Source organism: Actinomadura sp. K4S16 (genome assembly GCF_008327685.1).
Lineage (GTDB): Bacteria > Actinomycetota > Actinomycetes > Streptosporangiales > Streptosporangiaceae > Spirillospora.
Genome location: NZ_BDDE01000012.1, coordinates 528187 through 551589, shown reverse-complemented (window position 1 = coordinate 551589; position 23403 = coordinate 528187). Strand labels below are relative to the sequence as shown.

17 protein-coding genes are annotated in these 23403 nt (G+C 74.7%); 9 read left to right on the top strand and 8 right to left on the bottom strand.

Going from position 1 to position 23403, the window contains the following annotated elements; all coding sequences use genetic code 11:
* Positions 1-38: 38 nt before the first annotated feature.
* From K4S16_RS13800 to K4S16_RS44320, 5 genes are all read left to right on the top strand, one after another.
* Positions 39-1313 (top strand): sensor histidine kinase, encoded by a 1275-nt coding sequence (locus K4S16_RS13800; RefSeq protein ID WP_149259287.1) that lies wholly within the window; start codon positions 39-41, stop codon positions 1311-1313.
* A complete protein-coding gene (locus K4S16_RS13795; protein ID WP_149259286.1) occupies positions 1310-1975 on the top strand; it encodes a response regulator transcription factor in 666 nt (221 codons plus the stop codon). The genes K4S16_RS13800 and K4S16_RS13795 overlap by 4 nt, the downstream gene beginning before the upstream one ends.
* Before the next feature lie 89 nt (positions 1976-2064).
* Positions 2065-2670 carry a response regulator gene (locus tag K4S16_RS13790; RefSeq protein ID WP_149259285.1) on the top strand — a complete coding sequence of 202 codons (606 nt, stop codon included), beginning with the start codon at positions 2065-2067 and terminating at the stop codon, positions 2668-2670.
* A 262-nt stretch (positions 2671-2932) separates the two neighbouring features.
* Positions 2933-3526 (top strand): DUF6230 family protein, encoded by a 594-nt coding sequence (locus K4S16_RS13785; protein ID WP_149259284.1) that lies wholly within the window; start codon positions 2933-2935, stop codon positions 3524-3526.
* Between the two features lie 4 nt (positions 3527-3530).
* Positions 3531-4736 carry a DUF6114 domain-containing protein gene (locus K4S16_RS44320; protein WP_160160908.1) on the top strand — a complete coding sequence of 402 codons (1206 nt, stop codon included), beginning with the start codon at positions 3531-3533 and terminating at the stop codon, positions 4734-4736.
* Here the strand turns inward: K4S16_RS44320 and K4S16_RS46445 are convergent.
* The 3 genes from K4S16_RS46445 to K4S16_RS45705 are packed head-to-tail and all read right to left on the bottom strand — an operon-like array spanning position 4643 to position 9733.
* On the bottom strand, positions 4643-6133 hold the full coding sequence (locus tag K4S16_RS46445) for a serine/threonine-protein kinase (protein ID WP_149259283.1): 1491 nt from the start codon (positions 6131-6133) through the stop codon (positions 4643-4645). The genes K4S16_RS44320 and K4S16_RS46445 overlap by 94 nt on opposite strands.
* Positions 6134-6155: 22 nt before the next feature.
* Positions 6156-7874 carry a serine/threonine-protein kinase gene (locus tag K4S16_RS13770; RefSeq protein ID WP_149259282.1) on the bottom strand — a complete coding sequence of 573 codons (1719 nt, stop codon included), beginning with the start codon at positions 7872-7874 and terminating at the stop codon, positions 6156-6158.
* On the bottom strand, positions 7874-9733 hold the full coding sequence (locus K4S16_RS45705) for a serine/threonine-protein kinase (protein ID WP_235036776.1): 1860 nt from the start codon (positions 9731-9733) through the stop codon (positions 7874-7876). Before K4S16_RS45705 ends, K4S16_RS13770 begins: the two co-directional genes overlap by 1 nt.
* Positions 9734-9891: 158 nt before the next feature.
* On the opposite strand from K4S16_RS45705, the gene lysX reads away from it, so the two are divergent.
* The gene (lysX, locus tag K4S16_RS13760; RefSeq protein WP_200841850.1) at positions 9892-13191 is read left to right on the top strand and encodes a bifunctional lysylphosphatidylglycerol synthetase/lysine--tRNA ligase LysX; all 3300 of its coding nucleotides are present in this window, start codon (positions 9892-9894) and stop codon (positions 13189-13191) included.
* On the opposite strand, the gene K4S16_RS13755 is transcribed toward lysX, so the two are convergent.
* Positions 13188-13673, bottom strand: coding sequence for a hypothetical protein (locus tag K4S16_RS13755; protein WP_149259281.1), 486 nt, complete (start codon positions 13671-13673; stop codon positions 13188-13190). The two genes, lysX and K4S16_RS13755, sit on opposite strands and share 4 nt — an antisense overlap.
* A 39-nt stretch (positions 13674-13712) precedes the next feature.
* Positions 13713-14093 carry a hypothetical protein gene (locus K4S16_RS13750; RefSeq protein ID WP_149259280.1) on the bottom strand — a complete coding sequence of 127 codons (381 nt, stop codon included), beginning with the start codon at positions 14091-14093 and terminating at the stop codon, positions 13713-13715.
* A 157-nt stretch (positions 14094-14250) separates the two neighbouring features.
* On the opposite strand from K4S16_RS13750, the gene K4S16_RS13745 reads away from it, so the two are divergent.
* Entirely contained in the window at positions 14251-14550 is a 300-nt protein-coding gene (locus K4S16_RS13745; RefSeq protein WP_149259279.1) for a helix-turn-helix domain-containing protein, read from the top strand.
* 62 nt (positions 14551-14612) lie between these two features.
* Entirely contained in the window at positions 14613-16055 is a 1443-nt protein-coding gene (locus tag K4S16_RS13740) for an alpha/beta hydrolase (protein ID WP_160160907.1), read from the top strand.
* Between the two features lie 13 nt (positions 16056-16068).
* On the opposite strand, the gene K4S16_RS13735 is transcribed toward K4S16_RS13740, so the two are convergent.
* On the bottom strand, positions 16069-17166 hold the full coding sequence (locus K4S16_RS13735; RefSeq protein ID WP_149259277.1) for a winged helix DNA-binding domain-containing protein: 1098 nt from the start codon (positions 17164-17166) through the stop codon (positions 16069-16071).
* A gap of 27 nt (positions 17167-17193) precedes the next feature.
* Complete coding sequence (locus tag K4S16_RS13730; protein ID WP_149259276.1) at positions 17194-17862, bottom strand: hypothetical protein; 669 nt, start codon at positions 17860-17862, stop codon at positions 17194-17196.
* A 37-nt stretch (positions 17863-17899) separates the two neighbouring features.
* On the opposite strand from K4S16_RS13730, the gene K4S16_RS13725 reads away from it, so the two are divergent.
* On the top strand, positions 17900-18400 hold the full coding sequence (locus K4S16_RS13725; protein ID WP_200841849.1) for a CGNR zinc finger domain-containing protein: 501 nt from the start codon (positions 17900-17902) through the stop codon (positions 18398-18400).
* Between the two features lie 3 nt (positions 18401-18403).
* On the opposite strand, the gene K4S16_RS44315 is transcribed toward K4S16_RS13725, so the two are convergent.
* Entirely contained in the window at positions 18404-23383 is a 4980-nt protein-coding gene (locus K4S16_RS44315; protein WP_160160906.1) for a hypothetical protein, read from the bottom strand.
* Positions 23384-23403 lie beyond the last annotated feature (20 nt).

Sequence of the window (23403 nt, the reverse complement as noted above, 5' to 3'; positions counted from 1 at the left end):
CGACGTGGCGCCGCAAGCGCATGTCTTAACGTGCAGGAATGAGCACTTCGCCGCCGCGTTGGCCGCGGCCCGCCGCGTGGCCGGTGTGGGTCGTCCCCCTCCTGCTCGCCTTCTTCCAGGTGTTCGGGTCGCTGGGCGCGCAGGACAACGGGCGTCCGGGGCGGTCGTCCGACGGCCCGCCCTGGAGGCACGGGGGCGACGACGTCGGTCAGACCGCGCTGGACCCGCTCGGCTTCGCGCTGCTCCTCGCCGGGCCCGTCCTGCTGCTGTTCCGGCGCCGGTACCCGGTGTTCACGGTGTGCTCCACCGCGGCGGTGACCGCCGTGTACTTCCTGCGCGCCTACACCTACGGCCCGGCGCCGCTGTCCCTGGTCGTCGCGATGATGGCCGCCGTCGTCGCCGGGCACCGGCTGCTGGTCTGGGCGGGGACGGGCATCGGCCTCGCGGCCTACCTCGGCCTGACCGCGCTGATCGGCGTCCCGGCCGCGGAGCGCGGGCAGGGCGGCCCGTTCCCGGTGGAGGAACCGACGCTCGGCGGGTCGGCCTTCGTCGTCGGCTGGGCGCTGGTCGTGCTCGTCACCGCCGAGCTGATCCGGATGCGCGCGCAGCGCGCCGCCGAGACCGCCCGCACGCGCGCCGAGGAGGAGCGCCGCCAGGCCAGCGAGGAGCGGCTGCGCATGGCCCGCGAGCTGCACGACGTGCTCGCGCACAACATCTCGATGATCAACGTGCAGGCGGGCGTGGCGCTGCACCTGATGGACGAGAACCCCGAGCAGGCCCGGACGGCGCTCGCCGCCATCAAGGACGCCAGCAAGGAGGCGCTCACCGAGATGCGCGGGGTGATCGGCGCGCTGCGGGCGCAGGGCGAGACCGCGCCGCGGGCCCCCACCGCCGGGCTGGAGCGGCTGGACGACCTGCTCGACCGCGCCCGGTCCGCGGGGCTGGCGGTCGAGGCCGAGACCACCGGCGAGCGCCGGCCGCTGCCCGCCGGCGCCGACCTGGCCGCGTACCGGATCGTCCAGGAGTCGCTGACGAACGTGACCCGGCACGCGGGGCCCGGCCCGGTGACGGCGCGGGTCCGCATCGCCTACGGTGAGCACGAGATCGTGGTGGAGGTCGAGGACGACGGCCGGGGCGTGTCCCCGCTGGACGACCGTCCGGCCGGCAGCGGGATCCGCGGCATGCGCGAGCGGGCCGCCGCGCTCGGCGGCGCGTTCGACGCCGGTCCGCGGCCGGGCGGCGGGTTCGCCGTGCGGGCGCGGCTTCCGCTGGACGCCGAGGCGGACGCACGGGCCGGAGGGGACGCGCGATGATCAAGGTGCTGCTGGCCGACGACCAGGTGCTGGTGCGGGCCGGGTTCCGGGCGCTGCTGGACGCGCAGCCCGACATCGAGGTCGTCGGGGAGGCGAGCGACGGCGCGGAGGCGGTGGAGCGGGCCCGCCGGCTGCGCCCCGACGTCATCCTGATGGACATCCGCATGCCCGGCCTGGACGGCCTGGAGGCGACGCGGCGGATCGCCTCCGACGAGCGGATGGACGGCGTGCGGATCGTGATCCTCACCACGTTCGAGCTGGACGAGTACGTCTTCGAGGCGCTGCGCGGCGGCGCGAGCGGGTTCCTGGTGAAGGACACCGAGCCGGTGGAGCTGATCCACGCCGTCCGGGCCGTCGCGGACGGGGACGCGCTGCTGTCACCGAGCGTCACGCGGCGGCTGATCGCCGAGTTCGCCGCCCGGGCCAAGGAGCCCGCGCCCTCGCCGCGGCTGAACGCGCTGACCGAGCGGGAGCGGGAGGTGATGGCGCTGGTCGGCGAGGGGCTGTCGAACGAGGAGATCGCCGCGCGGCTGGTGGTGAGCCCCGCCACGGCGAAGACCCACGTCAGCCGCACGATGGTGAAGCTCGGGGCACGGGACCGGGCGCAGCTCGTCGTGTTCGCCTACGAGTCGGGACTGGTCAAACCGGGCTGGCTGCCCTAGAAATTTTACTCTGCGGCGATTCACTGTTGTCGCCCGCAGGACCATGACAGGGTGGACGGTACAGGCCGTCACCGACGCTAGGGAGTCCGGTGCCGCACGACGCGAGGATTCTGGCCGTCGACGACCGCGAGGAGAATCTCACCGCCCTCACGGCCGTGCTCGACGCGCTGCCGGTCGAGGTCGTGCCCGTCACCTCCGGCCAGGCCGCCTTGAAGGAACTGCTGAACGACGACTTCGCGCTGATCCTGCTCGATGTCGTGATGCCGGAGATGGACGGGTTCGAGACGGCCGAGCACATCAAGTCCCGGCCGCGCACCCGCGACGTCCCGATCATCTTCCTCACCGCGGGCGGCGGCACCGGCGAGCAGGCGTTCCGCGGTTACGCGGCGGGCGCCGTCGACTACCTCACCAAGCCGTTCGACCCGTGGCTGCTGCGCGCGAAGGTATCGGTGTTCGTGGAACTGCACCGCCGCAACCAGCAGTTGCGGGAGCAGGCCCGGCTGCTGCGCCAGACGCTGGAGGAGGGCGAGGGCTCGGCGGCCGGGTACGACAGGCTTCTGGCGGCCCTCGACCAGCGGGTCTCCCGCATCGAGGCGGACGTCGCCCGGATGCGGTCCGGCGAGTCCGCCGACGACCTCGACGCCCATGTCGCCGATCTGCGCATGGCGCTCGACGCCCTGACCGCGGGCGCCTGAACCTCTCCTTCCCTTGCGGGGCGGCGCCTGCCGCGCCCATCAGCAGCTACTGACCGTAGCCGGTTTCCGCTTCACCTCCCTCCAGGCAGCCCGACCCGCCCGAACGTGATCTTGCAGGTCAGTCGACTCGAATCTTTTACCTTTCATGTCGCTTGTCCGGTTTGTCGCAAGTAAGTACTTGGGGGTAACTTGCACTCTGCGTCACATCAGTGACCCGTGTCACCGAGGTCCGTCGAGGACCACGAACCCCCCGGGAGCCCCCATGTCCCCCTCATCCGACGCCGCGCTCGGCCGCGTCCGCTGGAAGCGGTTCGCCGCGATCGCCGCCCCCGCCGCGGTCGGCGCGGGCGCGCTCGTCTTCATGACCGCGCAGGGCGCGATCGCCTCCTCCTTCGCCGTCTCGGGCGGCAGCTTCAAGGTCAGCGCCGACTCGCTGAGCGGGCAGGGCTTCGTCCAGTACGGCGGGATCGACGCGAGCAAGGACGGCGCCAAGCACCCGGTGCAGGTCTCGGCCATCAGGTCCGCGCAGATCCGCGACATGTGCCAGTCGGTGAAGGTCGGCCCGTTCACGCTGCGGCTGACCGCGGGCACCGGCGCCAAGCCCGTCGAGGCGAGCGACCTCGTCCTGGACGTGGAGCAGCTCGACGCCGACGCCACGTTCTCCAACATCGAGATCGGCCGGGACGCGAGCACGCTGGACAAGGGCCCGGACGGCGCCCAGGGCGCGGCGGGCATGTTCGGGCAGCAGGCGTCCACGATCGAGCTGCGGAACGTCAGGCAGGTCGCGTGGGCGACCACCGCCGGGACCTTCAAGCTGAACGACCTCAGCATGAAGCTCGGCGCCGAGTGCTTCTGAGGCCATGACCTTTCCCGCCGAACCCCCTCGCCCCGCCGGATCCGCTCCCCGCACCGGGTCGGCCCACCTCACCGGGCCCGCCCGGCGCGCGCCGCGCGGGTTCCGCCGCTGGCGGCGGACACGCCCCTTCTGGGGAGGCGTGTTCGCCGTCCTCGGCGGCGTCGAGCTGATCGCCATCCCGCTGGCCCCGATGCCGCTCATCGTCCACCAGGGCATGGCCGGGGTGGCGAGCTGGCTCATCGGCGCGCTGCTCGTCACCGCGGGCGCGCTGCTGTGGTTCCAGCCCGCCCACCGCAGCTTCTACGGCGTCCTCGCCGTCCTGCTGTCGCTCGCGTCGTTCCTCACGTCCAACTTCGGCGGGTTCCTCGTGGGCCTGCTGCTGGGCGTGCTCGGCGGCGCCCTCGGCTTCGCCTGGTCGCCGTCCCCGGACGGGCCCCGGCGCCGCACCGCGTCCCGGGGCGGCGGTCCCGGGACGCACGCGGCGCCGCGCGGCGGGCGGCTGACGGCCCTCGCGGTCCCGGCCCTCCTGGGCGTCCACCTGCTGGCTCCGTCGCCCTCACCGGCGCCGTCGGACTCGTCCGCCCCAACCCCGGCCCCGGCCTTCGCCGCGGCCTCGACGACGCCGTCTCCCTCGCCCTCCGCGCCGTCCTCCGCGCCGTCCTCTGCGCAGACCTCCGCGCCGATGACGCCTTCCGGGAGCCAGACGCCGTCACCGCAGCCGAGTACCAGCGGGACCCCCACGCCCACTGCCACACCCTCTGCCACGCCCACCGCGACGCCCGCCCCGGCCAAGGACGCCGGGACCGGGCCGCGCCTCTACGCCGACACCGGGACGCTGCGCGCCGACTCGCTGACGATGTCGGGGCTCAGCTACGACGGCGTCGCGTCCCTCCCCTCGGCGGGCGGGACGGTGAAGGCGCTGAAGTTCAGCATGTCCAAGGCCGTCCTGAAGAACGTGGACCAGACGGCCGTGCACGGCGGCGCCACCGCGCGGAGCCGGACCGGCGGCCTCACACTGAGCGGCGACGTCGTCATGTACACGACGAAGATGTCGGCCAAGCTGCTGGGCGTCCCGGTGACCTTCACCCCCGCGACGCCGCCGCCGCTGACCCCGCCCTACATGGTGCTGACGGACGTGGTCTCCGAGCAGCCCGCCGTCACCGCCGGCGGAGCGCAGATCAGCGGCCTCGCCGCCGGGGGCGCCGGCTGACCGGCGGTCCCGCCCAGCGCGCCGGTGCTCAGCTTGCCGCGCAGGATGAACGCGCCCAGCAGCACCGCGGCCACGACGAGGACGACCGCGACCGTGACGACCAGCACCGTCCTGCGGCGCTCGCCGCCGGGCCGGTCGTGGACGGGCGGCGGCGGTGGCTGCTGCCAGTTCGTGTACTGCTGCGGCTGCTCCCACGGCGGAGGCGTCTGCGGCGGAAGGCTCGGATGCGGCTGCCGCACCGCCGGGTGCTGGGACGGGGGCGGCGGCGCCCACTCCGTCTCCAGCATCGTCCGCGACTCCGGCTCCGGCCGGGGCGGGGACGGCGGCGGGGGCTGCGGGGCGTTCCGGTCGTGGAACGGGCCCGGGTCGCGGCGGTCCACCGGGCCGGGCTCGCCGCGGTCGCGGCGGGTCACCGGATCGAGGTCGGTGTCCTGCCCCGGGTCGCGGCGCGTGACCGGGTCGAGGTCCTCGGGGTCGAGGACGGTCTCCGACGCGCCCTCGGTCCGCCCGCCGGGCAGGTAGCGGGCGGAGGGCTCGTCCGCCACCGTCTCGTCCAGCCGCGTCGGCATCGGCGGGGGCGGCGCGGGCATGGCCGCCACCTGGGTGAGCAGCGGCATCGCCTGCGCCGCCGTCATCCGGTGGAACGGCTCGCGCACGAGCAGCCCCTCCAGCACCCGGGCGAGGGGCCCGGCGTTGCGCGCGGGCGGGACGGGCTCGATCAGCGCGGCCTGCAGCGACGACATGGCGTCGGACCGCTCGTAGGGGGAGCGCCCCTCCACGGCCGCGTACATGGTCGCGCCGAGCGCCCACAGGTCGGAGGCGGGCACCGCGCGCTCGCCCTGCACCCGCTCCGGCGCGATGTAGGCGGGCGACCCCATGACCAGGCCCGTCTGGGTGAGGGTCGAGTCGCCCTCCATCTGCGCGATGCCGAAGTCGGTGAGGACGGCCCGTCCGGTGTCGGTGACCAGCACGTTGCTGGGCTTGACGTCGCGGTGCAGGATGCCCTTCTGGTGGGCGTGCTGGAGCGCGCCGAGCATCTGGAGCCCGATGTCGGCGACCCTGCGGTGCTCCATGGGCCCGCGCTCGATGATGTCCTGGAGCGACGGGGCGAGGACCAGCTCCATCACGATCCAGGGCCGGTCCGCCTCCTCGACGACGTCGTGGACGGTCACCACCCCGGAGTGGTTCAGCCGCGCCGACGCGCGCGCCTCGCGGAACGTCCGCTCGTACAGGACGGCCCGCTCGGCGTCGCTCAGACCGGGCGGGAGGACGACCTCCTTCACCGCGACCTCGCGGCCGAGCATGGTGTCCAAGGCGCGCCACACGGTGCCCATGCCGCCGCGGCCGACCACCGAGTCGAGCCGGTAGCGGTTACCGAGCAGACGTGCCTGTGCCATTTCTAGAAGGTCCCCCCACTGGTCATCCCACCCCGGAGGGACGGAACGTGTCGAGCACATTGTTCACGAGTGCCTCGTTCCCGTTCCACTGGGAGGCGGGTAGCGCCACCACCACGGCGAAGGGCCGGCCGTCCACCATCACTCCGCGGTCCCTCGCGCGCGTGACGCCCGAGCGGGACCAGGTGAACTCGATGTCGGCCGCGGGCCGCCCGGCGACGGTCGTGCGGGTGATCTCTCCGATGCGCTGGAAGTCCTTGAGCTTGCCGTCCGCGATCGCCTCCCGCTCCCAGGTCACCCAGTGCTCGTAGGGGTCGCCGGACCAGACCGTCCGGTCGACCTGCACGTAGGCGCTGGACGCGGGGTCGGTCCAGACGACGCTGTTGCCCTGCACCGAGCGCCGCCACCCGCGCGGGACGCCGATCGTGTAGCCGGGGCCGCTCGCGAGGACGAGCCCGTCCGGGAGCCGCCGCTCGCCCGAACCCTGCGTGGGCTTGGGGGTGTTCGACGGCGCGGTGGGCGTGGTCTGCCCGGTCTGCGTGCCCTGCGTGGGCTGCCCCGCGGCCTGCGGCGGCTGCGACGCGTCCGGGCCGCCGGCCGACGAGCCCCGCGGCCAGAAGGCGAACGCGGCGACCGCCAGGACCGCCGCCGCGGCGACGACGCCGGCGAGGACCGGCACGACCGGGGACCTCCTGCGCGCCTGCGCGGGCGGCTGCCCCGGCGTCCACTGCGTGCCGGTTCCCGGCGGGTAGTGCGTCGTCATCTCGGACGGCACGGGCACAGGAATGGACGCCTGCGCGGGCATGGGCGACTGCGCGGCCGGGGGCTGCGCGGCCGAGGGCGTCTGCGCGGGCGGGTACGCCGTCCAGGGGCCGCCTTCCGCCGCCGTCGCCTCGTTCGCGGCGATCTGCGCGGCGGCCATGTCCGCGGCGTGCCCGGAGGCGATCGCCTTCAGCGCCTCCTCGGCCCGGTCGCCCGGCAGCCGCCGCACGGGGTCGCGCTCCAGCAGGCCGGTGAGGACGGGCGCGAGCGGCCCCGCGTTCTTCGGCGGCGGGACGTCCTGCGTCATCACGGCGGCGAGGACGGCCATCGCGTCGCTGCGGTGGTGCGGCGCCTTGCCCTCCGTCGCCGCGTACAGGGTGGCGCCGAGCGCCCACAGGTCGGACGCGGGGATCGCCGGGTCGCCGTTCACCCGCTCCGGCGACATGTACGCGGGCGACCCCATGATCAGCCCGGTGCCGGTGAGGGTGGCGTCGCCCGCCAGCTGCGCGATGCCGAAGTCGGTGAGCACGGCCCGGTCGTCGCCGGTGACCAGCACGTTCGCCGGCTTGACGTCGCGGTGCAGGACGCCGATCGCGTGCGCCGCCCGCAGCGCGCCCGCGATCTGGGCGCCGATCGCCGCGACCCGTCCGGGCGGCAGCGGGCCGTCCTCGTCCACGATCTCCTGGAGGGAGCGGGCCCGCACCAGCTCCATGACGATCCACGGCCGGCCGTCCTCGTCCACGACGTCGTGTACGGTCACGACGCCCGGATGGTTCAGCCTGGCCGAGGCGCGGGCCTCGCGGAGCGTCCGGCGGTGCCGGTTCTCGCGCTCCTCGTCGCTGAGGCCCGAGGGCAGCACGACCTCCTTGACCGCGACCTCGCGGTCGAGGGTCTCGTCGCGGGCGCGCCACACGGTGCCCATGCCGCCGCGTCCCACGACGGATTCGAGCCGGTACCGGCCGGCCAGGAGACGCCCCTCCATCAGGCGTCCGCGGGCTTGAAGGACCGGTAGACCGGCTGGAGCTCGGAGTACACCTCGTCCCAGTCGGCGTCGGGGGCCCGGAGCAGGATCGCGTAGCCGTGGCCCTTCGTCACGAACCCGCGGTTGAGGATGTGCACCCGGCCTCCGTCGCCGTTGTAGGTGAACTCCCAGTCCGCGGACTTGTCGCCGTTGCCGGTGTCGGGCACCGGCGGGTGGTCGCCGGTCGCCGCGATCCTGAGCTTCTCGTAGCCGGGCCAGCCGGAGCCGCCCCGCTCCTGCCGCCGCCAGTCGTCGATCGCGCTGGGGCCCGGGTCGTCGGTCTGGTCGATCTGGATGTAGGTCTTGCGGCCGGGCGCGTAGAAGAAGTCGCCGCCGTTCTTGCGCTCGGGCCCCTTCCAGTCGCCGGGGACGGCGACGGAGTAGCCGCTGCGGTCCTTGTGCGTCCTGAACCCGGCGGGGACGGCCGGGCTCGGCTTCTTCGACTTGACCGGCGAGGAGGACGAGGCCTTCCCGGTGGCCGAGGGACCCGACGTGCTCTTCTTCTGCTTCTGCCCCTTTTCGTCGTCGCCGCCGTTGGCCAGCGCGATCCCCGCGATGACCAGGATCACCAGCAGCACCACCGCCGCGATGATCAGCACGTTGCGGTTGGACGCGAGCGCGGGACGTCCGGCGGACGGGTGGTGCGTGGTCGGCGGGAAGTGGGTCTCCGGTCCCGGCTCCGGCCTCTCGCTCGCCCGCGTGGCCTGCGCGGCGGGCTCGGTGCGGGGGCGGGGCCGCCACGAACTGACCCGGTCGGGGTCGGGCGCGGTCTCGGCCGGGTCGGCGGGCTCCGGGGCGCTCGGCTTGCCCTGCGCGTTCGGCACCCCCCTCGGGAGGTCGAAGCTGGTGAGCTGGTCGGGGCGGGCGCCGCCGTCCACCGGGCGGGGCGCCTCGCCGGGGGCCTCCGGGATGGTGGTCTGGGCGGCGGGCGCCTCCTCGACGGGGTACTCGACGGCCATCGTCCGCTGGGTGTCGACGGTCTCCTGCCGGACGATCTCGTCCAGCATCCGGCCGGCCTCGATCGCGTCCATCCGCCGCTCGGGGTTCTTGCGCAGCAGGCCCTCGATGACGGGGACGAGCCGGCCGCCCTTCTCCGGCGGGTCCGGCTCGTCGGAGATCACCGCGACCAGCGCGGCCATCGGCTCGGGACGTTCGAACGGCGACTTGCCGTGCAGCATCGCGTACAGCGTGACGCCCAGCGACCACAGGTCGGAGGCGGGCCCGGCGACGCGGCCGCGGGCCCGTTCGGGAGCGATGTAGGCGGGCGAGCCCATGACGAGCCCGGTCTGGGTGAGGGTCGCGTCGCCCGAGGCGGTCGCGATGCCGAAGTCGGTGAGCACGGCGCGCTCGCCCATCCGGCCCGTGCCGGTGATCAGCACGTTGCTCGGCTTGACGTCGCGGTGCAGCACCCCGGCCTCGTGCGCGGCGTGCAGCGCGGCGAGCATCTGCCGGGCGATCTCCGCGGCCCGGCGCGGCTCCAGCGGCCCCTCCTGCTTGATCACCTGGTCCAGGGAGCGGGCCTTGATCAGCTCCATGATGATCCAGGGGCGGTCGTCCTCCTCGACGACGTCGTAGACGGCGACGACGCCGGGGTGGCTGAGCCGCGCCGCGGTCCGGGCCTCACGGAACGTGCGCTTGTGGTGCACGGCGCGTTCCTCATCGGTGAGACCATGCGGGAGGATGACCTCCTTCACCGCAACGTCACGACCGAGGACCTCATCGTGCGCCTGCCAGACCGTCCCCATGCCGCCTCGGCCGACCTGGGTCACCAGGCGGTAGCGGCGGGCGAGCAACCGCTCACCGGTGGGTTCATTTGGCATATCCGCGACCATATCGACTTTTGCTGACAACCTTGGACCGAGAGTGCAAGCCACATCCCCTTACCCGTACGACGCCCGACATCACCCCGGGGTTCGCCGCCGGACGGGCGCACGGGGGCGGAAACGTGATCGACGTGCGACCCGGTAGAAAGGGGACCATGACCGAGCAGGGCCCGCAGCGTGGCCTGCGGGGCGAGTGGAGCCGCCTGATCCAGGCCGCGCCGACGATCTTCTTCTGGTACACCCGACTCTCCGGGATCCTGTCGCTGCTCGCATGGGTCTCCTATGGTCTCATCCTTGAGATAGCCGATATCTGGGCGCTGCGATGGATCGGCTACCTCGGCTGGTTCCCCAGCGTCCCGATCGGCCTGTTGTGGATCCTGCTCTCGATGGGCGTCCGGCGGCGCAAGAAGGCCGCGTGGCGGATCCTCGTCCTGATCTTCTGCCTGCCCACCGCGCTCGGCGTCACCGCCGTCCTGACGACGCTGTTCAACCCGAACAAGCCCACCCCCGTCGGCCTCATCGTCACCGCCGCCGTGTACCTCGCGGTGCTCGGCCTGCTCATCGCCGCGCGCGGCCAGTTCACCACCCTGCCCGACCGGGCCAACCGGCGCCTCGCGACCCTCGTCTTCACCAGCCTGCTGATCGTGACCGGCGGGATCGGGACGTTCCTGGTCACGCTGACCGACCGCAACCCCCGCGGCGACTTCTGGACGCACCCCCTCTACGCGATCTCCCAGACCGTCCTCGGGCCGCGCGTCACCGGCAAGCCGATCGACGTGTCCGTGCCGTTCTGGGTGGACGTGATCCTGTGGGTGCTCGGCACCGGGCTGCTGATCGCCACGTTCTGGGCCCTGTTCAGGCCGGGGCGGCGCGACGCCGTCCTCAGCCCCCCGGAGGAGCTGGCGGCGCGCGCGCTGCTCGCCGAGTACGGCGACCAGGACTCCCTCGGCTACTTCGCGCTGCGCCGCGACAAGGACGTCATCGTCGCGCCCAACGGCAAGGCGGCCATCGCCTACCGGGTGGAGGGCGCGGTCTCGCTGGCCAGCGGCGACCCGCTCGGCGATCCCGAGTCGTGGGACCAGGCGATCGAGGCGTGGCTCGGCGAGTGCCGCGCGCACGCCTGGATCCCGGGCGCGGTCAGCGTCGGCGAGCGCGCCGCCCGCGTGTACAAGCGGCACGGCTTCGACGCGCTGGAGCTCGGCGACGAGGCCATCGTCGACCTCACCGACTTCAACCTGGACGGCCGCGAGATGCGGCAGGTCCGCCAGGCCGTCCGGCGCGTCGAGCGGGCCGGGTACACGGTGCGGATCCGCCGCCACTCGCAGATCCCCGGCTGGGAGATGGCCAAGCTCATCCGCAGCGCCGACGCCTGGCGCGGCGAGGAGACCGAGCGCGGCTTCTCGATGGCGCTCGGCCGGCTCGGCGACCCCACCGACGGGCGCTGCGTCATGGTCGAGGCGTTCGACGCGCACGGGGAGCTGCGCGGCCTGCTCAGCTTCGTCCCCTGGGGGCGGGCCGGCCTGTCGCTCGACCTGATGCGCCGCGACCGGCTCGCCGAGAACGGCCTCAACGAGTACATGGTCGCCAAGCTCGCCGAGAAGGCCGCCGCTGTCGGCGCGCAGCACCTGTCGCTGAACTTCGCGATGCTGCGCTCGGCGTTCGAGCGCGGCTCCCAGATCGGCGCGGGCCCGGTCGCCCGGCTCTACTACCGGCTCCTGTCGTTCGCGTCGAAGTTCTGGCAGCTGGAGTCGCTGTACCTGTCGAACGCCAAGTACATGCCCGACTGGCGGCCCCGCTTCATCTGCTACGAGCACGGAAGGCACATCGTCCGGCTGGGCCTCGCCTACGCCCGCGCCGAGGGCTTCCTGCCGAGCCTGAACCGCCCCAAGCTGGACCGCGCCGCCGCGATGGTCCCGTCCGGCGACCTCGTCGACAAGATCAAGCAGATCGAGGAGGCCGCGGAGGCGGCCCGCGCGCCGCAGCGCCGGCTGTCGGAGCAGGAACGGGTCCGGCACGCCAAGCTCGACCAGATCCGCGACGCCGGGATGGAGCCGTACGCGCTCGGCTGCGAGCGCACCGACGACGCCGCCGGCATCCGGGCGCGGCACCCCGGCCTCGCGCCCGACACCCGCACCGGCGACGCCGTCGCGATCGCCGGACGGGTCGTCCTCGCCCGCGAGCACGGCCGGCTGATCTTCGTCACGCTGCGGGACGAGACCGGCGACCTCCAGGTCATGCTGACCTCCGACGCGCTCGGCGAGGAGTCGCTGCGGCGCTGGAAGTCGCTCATCGACCTCGGCGACCAGGTCGGCGTGCGGGGCGAGGTCGTCACGTCGCGGCGCGGCGAGCTGTCGGTCCTCACGTCCTCGTGGACGCTCGCCGCCAAGTGCCTGCGCCCGCTGCCGAACAAGAGCACCGGCCTGGCGGACCCGGAGGCCCGCGTCCGGCAGCGGTACGTCGACTTCATCGTCAACGACGAGTCGCGCCGGATGCTGCGGATGCGCGGCGACGCCGTCGCCGCCGTCCGGGACGGCCTGCGCGCCCGCGGGTACCTGGAGGTCGAGACGCCGATGCTCCAGCCCGTGCACGGCGGCGCCACGGCCCGCCCGTTCACGACCCGCATCAACGCCTACAACATGCAGCTCTACCTGCGGATCGCGCCCGAGCTGTACCTCAAGCGCCTCCTCGTCGGCGGCATCGGCCGCGTCTTCGAGCTGAACCGCAGCTTCCGCAACGAGGGCGTCTCGCCGCGGCACAACCCCGAGTTCACGATGCTGGAGGCCTACGAGCCCTACGGCGACTACGACACGATGGCCGAGCTGACCCGCTCCCTCGTCGTGGACGCGGCCCGCGCCGCCCTCGGCACCACGGTCGTCGTCCGGGACGGCGTCGAGCACGACCTCGCCGAGCCGTGGCAGGAGATCACCGTCTACGAGTCGGTCTCCAAGGCCCTCGGCGAGGAGATCACCCCGGGCACCGCGCCGGACCGGGTCCGGTCGCTCGCCGAGCGGCTGGGGCTGAACGTCGACCCGCAGTGGGGGCAGGGCAAGGTCGTCCAGGAGCTCTTCGAGGCGCTCGTCGAGGAGCACCTGACGGCGCCGACGTTCGTCCGCGACTACCCGGCCGAGACGTCCCCGCTGACCCGCCCGCACCGCGACGACCCGCGCCTGGCCGAGAAGTGGGACCTCATCATCTTCGGCCTCGAACTCGGCACCGCCTACTCCGAGCTGATCGACCCGATCCTGCAGCGGCAGCGGCTGACCGAGCAGTCGCTGCAGGCCGCGGGCGGCGACCCCGAGGCCATGGAGCTGGACGAGGACTTCCTGCGCGCCCTGGAGTACGCGATGCCGCCCGCCGGGGGCATGGGCATGGGCATCGACCGGCTGCTGATCACGCTGACGGGCCGCAGCATCCGCGAGACGATCCCGTTCCCCCTGGTGCGCCCCGGCTCCTAGAGGCTCCGCGGGACGGGCCGGAACCCCTGCTCCGCCAGCCACGCGCGGGCCGCTCCCCGCCGGGCGTCCTCCCCTTCCGGCAGGACGCCCGGCGGGACCGGCAGCCCGTCCGCCTCGTCGGCCGGGAGCACGTCCCCGCGCTCGGGATCGAGGACCTGGAACCCGTCGTCCATCGCCGCCGCCACCGCCCCGAGATCGACGGGCAGCGGAGCCAGCCCGGTCGGCGCCCCCTCCCCGAGGGCGGCGGCGAGTTCGTCCGCCAGCTCGGCGTCGCCCGGCAGACCGCGCTTGTTCAGCTCGTCGAGGCAGGCGAGGGCGAGCGACCGCACGTCACTCCCCTGGGCCAGTGCCGCGACGAGCACGTCCCCGGCGTACTGGAGCACGGGACTCAGCGAACGCCCCCGGAGCAGGCCGGCATCCCCGATGCCCAGGTGCGCGGCCGCCCGCAACCGCGCCAGCCCCGCCTCGTCCCACTCCGTCACGCACACATTTGTACAGACATCCACTGACAGCCGCCCAATTCACCGGCCGCGCTTGTCCTCCACGTGCACGACCATGAGTTCGCGCCCGTCCTGATCACGCTTGGAACGGCCGAGAAGGCCCACGGCGAGATCGGTCGCGTCGTCGCAGACCTCCTCGGGAGCGACATAGGTGAGGATGTCGTTGTGGTGGCCGTACACGGCCCAGCCCGGCGCCTGGTCGAGATCGATCGTCCCGAAGTCACCGGCCGGAGTGCCCCCGTGGACGGGCCCGTACTCGCGCAGCAGCTCCACCGCCTGCGCGCTCAGGTCGTCGCCGGGCTCCATCAGAATGACGCAAGTGCCGTTCTCGAACAGCACCCACGACTTCTCGTCGCCCCGAACGACGTCCCGCCAAACCTGGACCAGTTCCTCGGTCACCATGGGCGCGATTGTGCCGGTCACCCCCGACATTCGCACTCCGATCACGCCCCGCCCCCGTCCCTGCCACCCTGGTACTCCGACCCCGGCCGGTGAACGATGACAAAACCGCAGATCGCGGCGATGGCCGGACTCTGTGGAGCACCGAGAGGAGCGAGTGATGGCCGGGCATACCAAGTGGCGGGCCTCCAGCGTGAAGCGGCTGCGGGAGGAGGCCGCGGGCGATCTCGACTACGAGCAGGCGGGTCTCGACCTGCGGCTCGGTGACATGGTGCGCGAACGCCGCCTTGAACTCGGGCTCACGCAGGCGGTCGTGGCCGAGCGCGCCGGTATCACTCAGCCCGCGCTCTCCCGGCTGGAGGGCGGTGGCGGTGTCCCCACCCTGGCGATGCTGGACCGGATCGCCAGGGCGATGCACACCACCTTCACGATCATCGTGGGAGAGGACGCCGCGGCCTGACTCCGATGCGGATCGCGGCGGTGGTGGTGGGGGTTGTCTGCGCCCTTGTCGGGGGGGTGGGGGTGCTGGGGGCGGATCGCGGAGTCGAGCGGCGGGGGGTGGTGGTCGAGGGGGTGCCGGTCGAGGTCGTGCGGGGTGCCGGGGCGGCCGGACGGATGCCGGGCGTCGTGGTGGCGCACGGGCTCGGCGCCGGCGGGCGGCTCATGCGCGGGTTCGCGGACACGCTGGCGCGGCGCGGGTACGCGGTGGCGCTGGTCGATCTCGCGGGGCACGGGGCCAGTACGCGGCGGCTGCCCGGGAACGGGGACGGGCCCGCCGCCGAGGCGCGGCTCGACCGGGATCTGGACGTCGCCGTCCGGCATCTGCGGGCCATGCCGTTTGTGGACGGCGAGCGCATCGGCCTCGTGGGGCACTCGCTGGGGGCCGCCGCGGTCATCCGGTACGGCGCGGCGCATCCGTCCGTCGGGGCGACGGTCGCGATCTCGCAGGGAGAGATGCCGGTGCCGGCCTCGGCCCGGAACGTGCTGCTGCTCGCCGGTGGCTTGGAGTTCCCCGCATACCGGGACGGCGCCGTCCGGGCGCTGCGGGCCGTCTACCCCGAGGGGCGGCCAGGCAGGACATACGGCGACCCGCGGGACGGGACGGCGCGGCGGGCCGTCATCGTCGGGGGCGTCGAGCACGCCGGGGTGCTGTTCAGCCCGCGCACCCATCGCGAGACCGGCGCCTGGCTCGACGCGGCGTTCGGGCATCGCTCGCCTCCGGTCGCGGACGTGCGCGCCGTCCAGCGGGCGGGGTCGGCGATGCTGCTGCATCTCGCGGCGGTGCTGAGCTTCGGGGCGATCGCCGCGGCGCTGCTCGGGCGGCCGTACGGCCACCGCGAGGCGCGCCGCCGCGTCTCGGTGAGGTTCGCGCTGGTGGCGGCGGCGGTCGCCGTCGCGGCGGCGGTGCCCGTGATGGGGGTGTTCCGGTTGCCGCTCGCGGTGGCCGGGCCGCTCGCCGGCTTCTTCGGCGTCGCCGGCGTGGTGGCGCTCGTCTGCGCGCGGGACGCGGCTTTCCTCGGCGGGCGGCCCAAGGTGCGGACGATCGCGGCGGCGGCCGTGCTCGTCGCATTGACGGTGGTGTCGTTCGCCGTCCCGGCCCAGCTGGGGTGGGCGCACGCGGTGCCGGTGGGGCCGCGAGTATGGGCGCTCGTCCCGATCACCGTGGGGACCGGCCTGTACTGCCTCGGTGTCGAGGCGCTTTGCGCCGGGCATGAGCGGCTGACCGCGATCGGCGTGCACGCGTGGTCGGCGACGGCCGCGCTGGCCGCCCTCTGCGCAGCCGCCCTCGTCGGGGCCGTCTCCCCGTTGGTGCTGCTGGTGTCGCCTTTGATCGCCGGTCTCCTGGCCTGGCAGGGCGTCCAGGCGGCGGCGCTGCGCGCGGTGCGCGCCCCTGCGTGGGTGACCGCGATCGTCGGCGGCGTGCTGCTGGCCTGGCCGCTCGCGGTCACCATGCCGATCACCTGAGGTCCGGGTGGGCTCATCCCGTCCAGGGCGTGATGCGCAGGGCGTGGTCGGCGTCGGTGGCGGCGAAGGACAGGAGGCGGGCCGCCTCGTCGCGGACCGGTCCTTCGTCTTCGAGGGGGGCGAACAGTTCGACGGTCAGTTCGGCACGGGCCGCCTTCCGGTCGTGCTTGAGCGTCCAGACGCCGTGGACGCGTCCGTCGACCAGGAGGGTCGGCCTGGTGATGGCTCCCACGCACACGGCTTTGCGCTGCTCGTCCGTCATCATGCGGCGGCGGTCGGCGTAGGCGAGGATCAGGTTGTCGAAGGCCGGGAGGAAGCGGACGGGCGCGGGGGCGCCGACGTCCGGGAGGGACATCTCTGGAAGGTCGAACAGCTCCGCGCCCTCCTCGTCCCTGTAGGTCCGGAGGGACGGGCGGAGCTCCTCGAAGGCGGCGTCCATGCGGCGCATCCCGGACCACATCTGGAAGTCCTTGACGGAGGCCGGGCCGAAGGCGGCCAGGTAGCGGCGGATCAGCCGGTCCGGCGACTCCTCGGCGAGCGGCCGGCCGATCCACTCCTCCGCCAGGGCGAACGGCGTCGCGCCGCCGGTGTCCCACGTCCCGCTGGGCGGCGGATGGACGACCGAGACCAGCGTCTGCGCCGACCAGCCGAGCACCTGCGGGTCGCGGCCCGGCCAGATCTCGGCCAGGGCGCGGCCGAGCTGCGGGCGGGTGAGGGTCCGCCCCTTCAGCAGCCTGCGGGCCTCGGCGGCGAGGCTCTCCAGGTCCCAGTCCCTGGAGACGCTGCCGAACGCCGCCTGGCGGCCGCGCAGGAGGCTCTCCTGGACGAGGGGACGCACCCACACGTAGTCGGCGGCCGACGCCATGTGCTGCGTCCCCCGCAGGATCGAACTGCGCACGGCGGACCGGTCGTAGAGGAGGCTCGTGAGGTCGTCGCGGCGGAAGCCCTCCAGCCTCGTCCAGAGCCCGATGTACGGCATGTTGGTCTCCTGCGCCTGGATGGCGACGAGCCTTTCGACCGCCTCCAGGGCGGGCATGGCCGAGCGTTCAAGGAGCAGCTGCCGCTCCAGCGCCGCCCGGTTCAGCGTCCGGCGGTCCAGTATCCGCGTCATGCCCCGATTTTAACAGAACGGAATGCTCTATTCCATAAGCCAGCGCAGTCCGAGCTCGCGAGCCGTCGCCCGAGAGATCTCCCGCAGGTCGCGGGCCTCCGGGCCGTCGGGGAGGCGGTCGGCGAGCGTGACCGCCGCGGCCGCCGTCTGCGGCCGGGCGCCGAGTGCGGCGCGCAGGAGGTACGACCTGCGCAGGCTGTCGAGGCCCGACGCGTCACCGCTCTCCAGGGCCTGGCCGCCCAGGTGCCTGATCGCGTAGGACTCCAGCAGCGGATCGTCGTCCGCGCCGGCGAGGGCCCGGCGGTAGTGCTCGGCGGCCGCCACGGGGTCCTTGTCCAGGAGCTCTGCGACGACGCCCAGCCAGAAGGCCGCCCACGGGGCCAGCTCCCGGTCGGACGCGGCCGTCGTGAACCCGGCGCGGGCGCGTTCGGCGTCGTCGGGGCGGGTGTCGACCCCGAAGAGCGTCCGGGTGTAGGCGAGTTGGCCGTCCAGGAACGCGGCCCGGGCGGGTTCGGACTCACGCAGCGCCGCGACCGCGTCCTCGGCCTCCGCGGCGCCTTCGAGCCGCCACCAGAAGGCATCGGTGAGGATCTCCGCGCGCAGGGCCGCGGCCACGGGCTCCAGGACGTCCAGCGCGAGGTCCCAGCGGCCGGCCCGCTGGAGGGCCCGCGCGGTGTAGGTAGTGTTCTCCATCATGCCCCCTACTGTTGGGGACGGGAAGGTAGGTGGTCAAGTGCGTTACGTTGCCTACATCGGCAATCTGACCCGCCTGGCGGTCGAACTGGTCAACGGCGACGAGCCGACCGCGCTGCGGCGGGAGTTCTTCCACCAGCACCACGTGGCGGAGCCGGACGACCTGGGAGCCCTGCTGCCCGCCCTGCGGGACGCGATCGCGGCGGTCGCGGACGGCGGCCCGTCCCTCCCCGTGAACCTCCTCCTCGACCGCTACCCGCCCGCGATGCGCGTCGCCGAGCACGACGGCGACGGCCCGCACCTGCACTTCGCCCGCGACGGGGAGGACGGCGTCCAGTGGCTCGGCCGGAGCTGCGCCGCCGCCCTCGCCCACGTCCTGTGCGGGGACCCGGACGTGACCGTCGGCCGCTGCCGCGCCGACGGCTGCGCCCGCTTCTACGTGGACGAGTCCCGCAACCGCAGCCGCCGCTTCTGCTCCAACGCGTGCGCGAGCCGGACGACCGTCGCCGCCCACCGCGCCCGCCGCCGCGCGGGCCGCTGACCGCTACCGGGTGCTCTCCCGGTACACCTCCACCGCGTACCGGAGCCGCGCCCCGACGAGCAGCGCCTCGTCCTCCGGGCACCCGAGGAGGCGGGTGACCAGCTCGACGATCTGCTCGTCCGTGAGATCCGGCTCGCGCTCGGCGATATGCCCGACGATCTCGACCAGCTCGGGACGCTTGTAGGTCGCGATCGACCGCCCGCGCCGCACCTTCGCCTGCCCGCCCGAACCCGGCCGTGCCGCCGCCCCGGACTGCGGGGAGGCCGCAGGCTGAGGCGGCCCTTCCGCCCGTGGCGGGGCCTGCCCCGAACGCTGCGGCTGCGGAGCCTGCCCCTCCAGCCGAGGCCGCGCATGCCGCGGCGGCTGTGCCCGCTGCGGCCCCGGAGGCCGCGGCCCCTCCACCCGCGCCGGCGACTGCGCCTGCGGCGAGGGCCCCTGCTGCGACGGCGCCCCTGCCCTCGGGCCAGGCGGCCCCTGCTGCGGACGCAGTTGCCGCGACGGCTCAGTCCGCGACGGCTCCTCCGCCCCGGCCCGGGGCTGCGCCTGCCGCGATTGCTGTCCCGGCCGCTCCGTACGCGACGTCTCCTCCGCTCCCGGGCGAGGCTGCCCCTCCTGCGGACGCGGTTGCCGCGACGGCTCAGTTCGCGAGGGCTCTTCCGCCCCAAGGGGAGGCTGCGCCCGCCGCGGACGCTGCTGCCGCGGCGGCTCCGTACGCGACTGCTCTTCCGCCCCCCGGCCGGGCTGCGCCTGCTGCGGGCGCTGGTCTTGTGGGCGCTCTCTCCGCGACGGTTCCTCCGTCCGCGGACGGGGCTGAGCCTGCTGCGGCGGCTGCCCCTGCTGCGGGGGCTGTGCTTGTTGCGGGGGCTGTGCTTGTTGCGGGGGCGCCGGTCGCGGACCGGGCCGGCCCCAGATCGCGGGGATCTCCGATCGGCCGGGAGGCGGTGCGGGTTCCTGCTCCGGGGCGCGCGGGCTGGGGCCCGGTGCTTCGGTGCCCGGCTCCGGAGCAACCTGGTCACGCCTCGTCGCGTCCAGCCGCCGGGGCGGAAGGCTGCCACCGCGCCCGCCCGGTCGCGACGGCGACGCGCCCTGCCCCTGCTGCTCGGCCTCTTGCGATTCGCGCCACGCCGCGTCCAACCGCCGAGGCGGAACATGCTGCCCCGGCGCCCCCGCACCAGGACGCACAGGCGGCCGACCCCGCACGTCCCGCCGTTCCTCCGCCACCGCACGCGGGTCCTGGGTACGCGCAACTTCCTCCTCGCGCGGAGGCCGGCCGGACACGGGACCCGGCGGGCGCGCAGGCGGGCGACCTCCCTGGGCCTGGCCTTCGTCCTCCAGCCGTTCCACCACTCGCGGGTCCTGGATGCGCGCGTCCTCCTCTTCGCGCGGAGGCTGGCCCGAGACGGGACCCGGCGGGCGCGCTGGCGGCCTACCGTGCACGTCGCGGCGGTCCTCCGCCACTGTGCGCGGGTCCTGGGGGCGCGCGTCTTCCTCATTGCGCGGTGGCTGGCCGGAGGCGGGACGCGGCGGGCGCGCGGGTGGCCGACCTCCCTTGTCCTGGCGTTCGTCCTCCAGGCGTTCCAGCGCGCGCGGGTCTTGAGGGCGTGCGTCCTCCCGGTGCGGGGGCCGGCCCGGGGGACGTCCAGGTGGGAGACCTCTCGCGTCTTGGCGTCTCTCCTCCGGCAGCGCGGGGGGCCTTCCGGGGGGAGGGGCTGGGGGACTTGCGGGCGGGCGCGGGTCCCTGTCCTGTTCCTCTGGTCGTTCCAGCGGGCGGGGGTCGCGGGGTCTCGTTTCCGCTTGCTTGCCGGAGATCGGGGCCTGAGGGGTCGTGGGTGGGGCGGCGCTGGTGGGCGGTCGGGGGCGCAGGTCTTGTTGCGTCGCGTCCGGCCGTTCCTCGCGCGCGGGCGGGCCCATGACGGGAGCCTGCGGGCGCGCTCCCACGTCCTGCGGGCCCGGGGGCTGGATCGGGATGTCCCGTTGGGTGACGTCCGGCCGCTCGGACAGCGGCCGCGCATCCGGCGGGGTGCGGGGAGCGGTGAGGGCGGCGAAGAGCGGTGTCGTGGGGGTGATCGCGTCGTGGAGGTGGGACGGGAGGCGGGGGCTCGGCGGCGGGCCTTCGGGGGGCGGGAGGTCGGGGCCGGACGGGCCCACGAGGATGGTGCGGGGCGCGTGCCAGAGGACGTAGAGGGCCTCGGCGCCCGCCTCGTGTTCGCCGTCCACGATGACGACGTCGAAGGCGTCGGGGGCGGGCGGGAGGACGTCCGGTATGCGCCACAGGGGGAGGATCCAGGCGGGCACGATGTCGGGACCCGGGCGGGCGAGGGCGGACGCGGCGGCACGGGCCGCGGTGAGGTCGGCGCGGGCCTCGCGGAGGGCGCCCTCGGCCTCGGCCAGTGCTTCGCGGAGGCGCTCCTCGGCGGCGGGGCCGGTGGACGCGGCGCGGCGGCGGGCCCACGTCCAGGCCTCGTCCCAGCGGCGGGTGCGGTCGTGCCAGACCTCGTCGCCGTCGGTCGCGATCATGAGGTTGGCGAGGTCGGGGTGGACGGCCCGGACGCGGGCGACCAGTTCCTCGCAGCGGATCTGCCGGGAGCGCTCGTGCCGGCCCTCGGCGAGCGCACTCAGGGCGCGGCCGTAGGCGGCGGCGTCGCGGGCGTCGACGGCGGCGAGCGCGGCGCGCAGTTCGGGGGGATCATCGTCGTCGACGGGGCCGATCGAGTCGCGGAGGGCGTCAAGGTCGGCGGTGGCGCGGCCGACGCCGACCCCTTCGAGGGCGTTGCGGAGCGCGGCCGCGTAGTCGTGCCACTGGACCGGATGGACGAGCGGGACGCGGAAGCCGGAGCGTTCGAGGAGCCGCCGCGTCGAGTCGAGGGCGGTCATCGCGTCGCGGACGCGGGCGAGCCGGGAGTGCGCGCGGACGAAGCGGGCGACGCGCTCGGCGGGCGGCAGGTCGGCGGGGAAGGAGATCCCCGCGGCCTCCCACACGTACTGGAGCTCCCGGCAGGTGATCCGCACCATGAGGTCGGTGTGGACGATGTCGAGCAGTTCGGGCGTGGTCGGCGCCGCGCCGTCCACCTTCACCGTGGCGAGGAGGGGCTCGGCCTGGCGCTGGGCCCCGGACCGCAGCGGTCCGCGCTTGAGCGCGCCGCCGTCGGCCAGGTACGCGCGCAGGTCCTGGGCGGCGGCGGCGAGGCCGCGCAGGTCCGCGTCGGGGGGCAGGTCGACGCGGTGGCCGCTCAGCTCGGCGAGGGCGCGCTCGGCCCACTGGGCGCGGGACGTCATCTCCACGACGCGGGCCCAGATGAGCGGGCGCCGCTCGGCGAGCGCGTCGCCGAGGGCGCGGACGGCGAGGTCGGAGGGGTTCCACCCGCCCGGGTGCCCCTCCAGGCCGAGGTCGCGCAGCGCGGCGGCGACGACGGAGGCGTCCCCGTCGAGGCGGGCGAGGAGGGTGACGTCGCTGTCGCGCAGGCGCTGCGACAGCTCCGTCTTCGACCGTTCGGCGCGCTCGGCCGCGGCGGCCTCCGCCTCGATCAGGGTGCGGACGTAGGCGGCGCTCGGCAGCGCACCCGGGTCGACGTCGCGCTGCGCGGTGCGGGCCTTGCGCTCGGCGCTCTCCTCCGTGAGGAGGACGACCAGCTCGGCGGCCTCGGACCGGGAGATCGGCGGGCCCGGCGGCAGGTCGGGCCGGACCGGCATCCACGAGAGCTCGGGTTCCTCGCCGCGCAGGTCCGGCGGCGGCTCGGCCGGTTCGCCGCCGCGCAGGCGCTCGGTCAGCTCGGCGACCCGCAGGGCGGCGGCGTCCTCCCGCTCGGCGAGCGCCTCGACGCCGAGGGCCTGTGGCGCCCCTGGGGCCGGCGACGCGCCAGGCCCTTGCGACGCGCCAGAGCCCTGCGAGGTGCCAGGCCCCTGCGACGCGCCGGGGGCCTTCGAAGCGCCAGGCCCCTGCGACGTGCCAGGCCCCTGCGATGTGCCGCGGGCGCGGATCGCGTCCGCCACGCGCGCCGCCATGGCCGGGTCGGTGGCGGTGAGGGCCGCGAGGCCGGGCGGGAGCGCGCTGCGCAGGGCGGCGGACGCGGCCGGGCCGGACGTGGCGACGAGCACCCGGCGGCCCCGCGCGAGCAGCCCGGCCAGCAGGTCGGGGACGGTCTCCGGCGCACGCTCCGGGATGTGCATGACCTGCGGTTTCAGCGACGGCGAGACGAACCGCGCGACCCCCTGCGGGACGCCGCGCGGCAGCAGGCTCAGCAGCCGGGCGTGGTGGTCGGCGACGGCCTCGCGGCCCGCCGGGCGGACGACGAGCGCGGGCGCGAGCCGGAGGCGCGGGACGGGCGAGGCGGCGTCGGCGTCGGGCGCCCAGTCCTCGCGGTAGTCGGCGGGGCTCGTCAGCGCGACCTGGCACCATTTGCGCAGGACGTCGCCGACGGAGGCGTTCAGCCCGAAGCCCTGCCCGGCCTGGACGGCGTCGGCGATCCAGTCGGCGGGACGGAAGCCGGGGTGCCCCGACAGCAGCTCCCGGTCGCGCAGGGTCGTGTGCCCGGCGAGGACGACGTCGACGCGCTCGGTCCGCTCGTCCAGGACGATCCGGACGGGCGTGCTCAGCAGGTGGTCGTGGACGGCCGGCCGCCAGGACAGCAGCCCCGTCGCGAGGACCGCCTCCTCGCCGGACAGCTCGCGCAGCACCCGGTACCAGTTGCGCAGGGCGAGCCAGCCGTCGAACTCCTCCAGCACGACCGGCGGCGTCAGCGGGATGACCGGGACGCTGAACAGCACCTCGCCCGGCCCCGCGTCGGTCTCGACGTAGACGTCGCCGGGCAGTTCGGCCAGCCAGTGGACGTGGTCGTGGTCGGCGAGGTCGCGGGACGGGCGCCGCCGGGCCCGCGCCAGGTCGCGCAGGTACCCGAGCAGGCGCGCCGCGTGGTCTGCCTCCCGCGCGGCGGCTTCGTCCGCGGCCCGGCCCGGCCGGCCGGGGCCCGGAGCCTCGTCAGGCACCGCGGCTCCTCCCCTTCCCA

Coding starts and splice junctions, on each gene's coding strand:
- K4S16_RS13800 (WP_149259287.1), top strand. CDS start 39: ATGAGCACTTCGCCGCCGCGTTGGCCGCGGCCCGCCGCGTGGCCGGTG.
- K4S16_RS13795 (WP_149259286.1), top strand. CDS start 1,310: ATGATCAAGGTGCTGCTGGCCGACGACCAGGTGCTGGTGCGGGCCGGG.
- K4S16_RS13785 (WP_149259284.1), top strand. CDS start 2,933: ATGTCCCCCTCATCCGACGCCGCGCTCGGCCGCGTCCGCTGGAAGCGG.
- K4S16_RS44320 (WP_160160908.1), top strand. CDS start 3,531: ATGACCTTTCCCGCCGAACCCCCTCGCCCCGCCGGATCCGCTCCCCGC.
- K4S16_RS46445 (WP_149259283.1), bottom strand. CDS start 6,133: ATGGCACAGGCACGTCTGCTCGGTAACCGCTACCGGCTCGACTCGGTG.
- K4S16_RS13770 (WP_149259282.1), bottom strand. CDS start 7,874: ATGGAGGGGCGTCTCCTGGCCGGCCGGTACCGGCTCGAATCCGTCGTG.
- K4S16_RS45705 (WP_235036776.1), bottom strand. CDS start 9,733: ATGCCAAATGAACCCACCGGTGAGCGGTTGCTCGCCCGCCGCTACCGC.
- lysX (WP_200841850.1), top strand. CDS start 9,892: ATGACCGAGCAGGGCCCGCAGCGTGGCCTGCGGGGCGAGTGGAGCCGC.
- K4S16_RS13750 (WP_149259280.1), bottom strand. CDS start 14,093: ATGGTGACCGAGGAACTGGTCCAGGTTTGGCGGGACGTCGTTCGGGGC.
- K4S16_RS13745 (WP_149259279.1), top strand. CDS start 14,251: ATGGCCGGGCATACCAAGTGGCGGGCCTCCAGCGTGAAGCGGCTGCGG.
- K4S16_RS13735 (WP_149259277.1), bottom strand. CDS start 17,166: ATGACGCGGATACTGGACCGCCGGACGCTGAACCGGGCGGCGCTGGAG.
- K4S16_RS13730 (WP_149259276.1), bottom strand. CDS start 17,862: ATGATGGAGAACACTACCTACACCGCGCGGGCCCTCCAGCGGGCCGGC.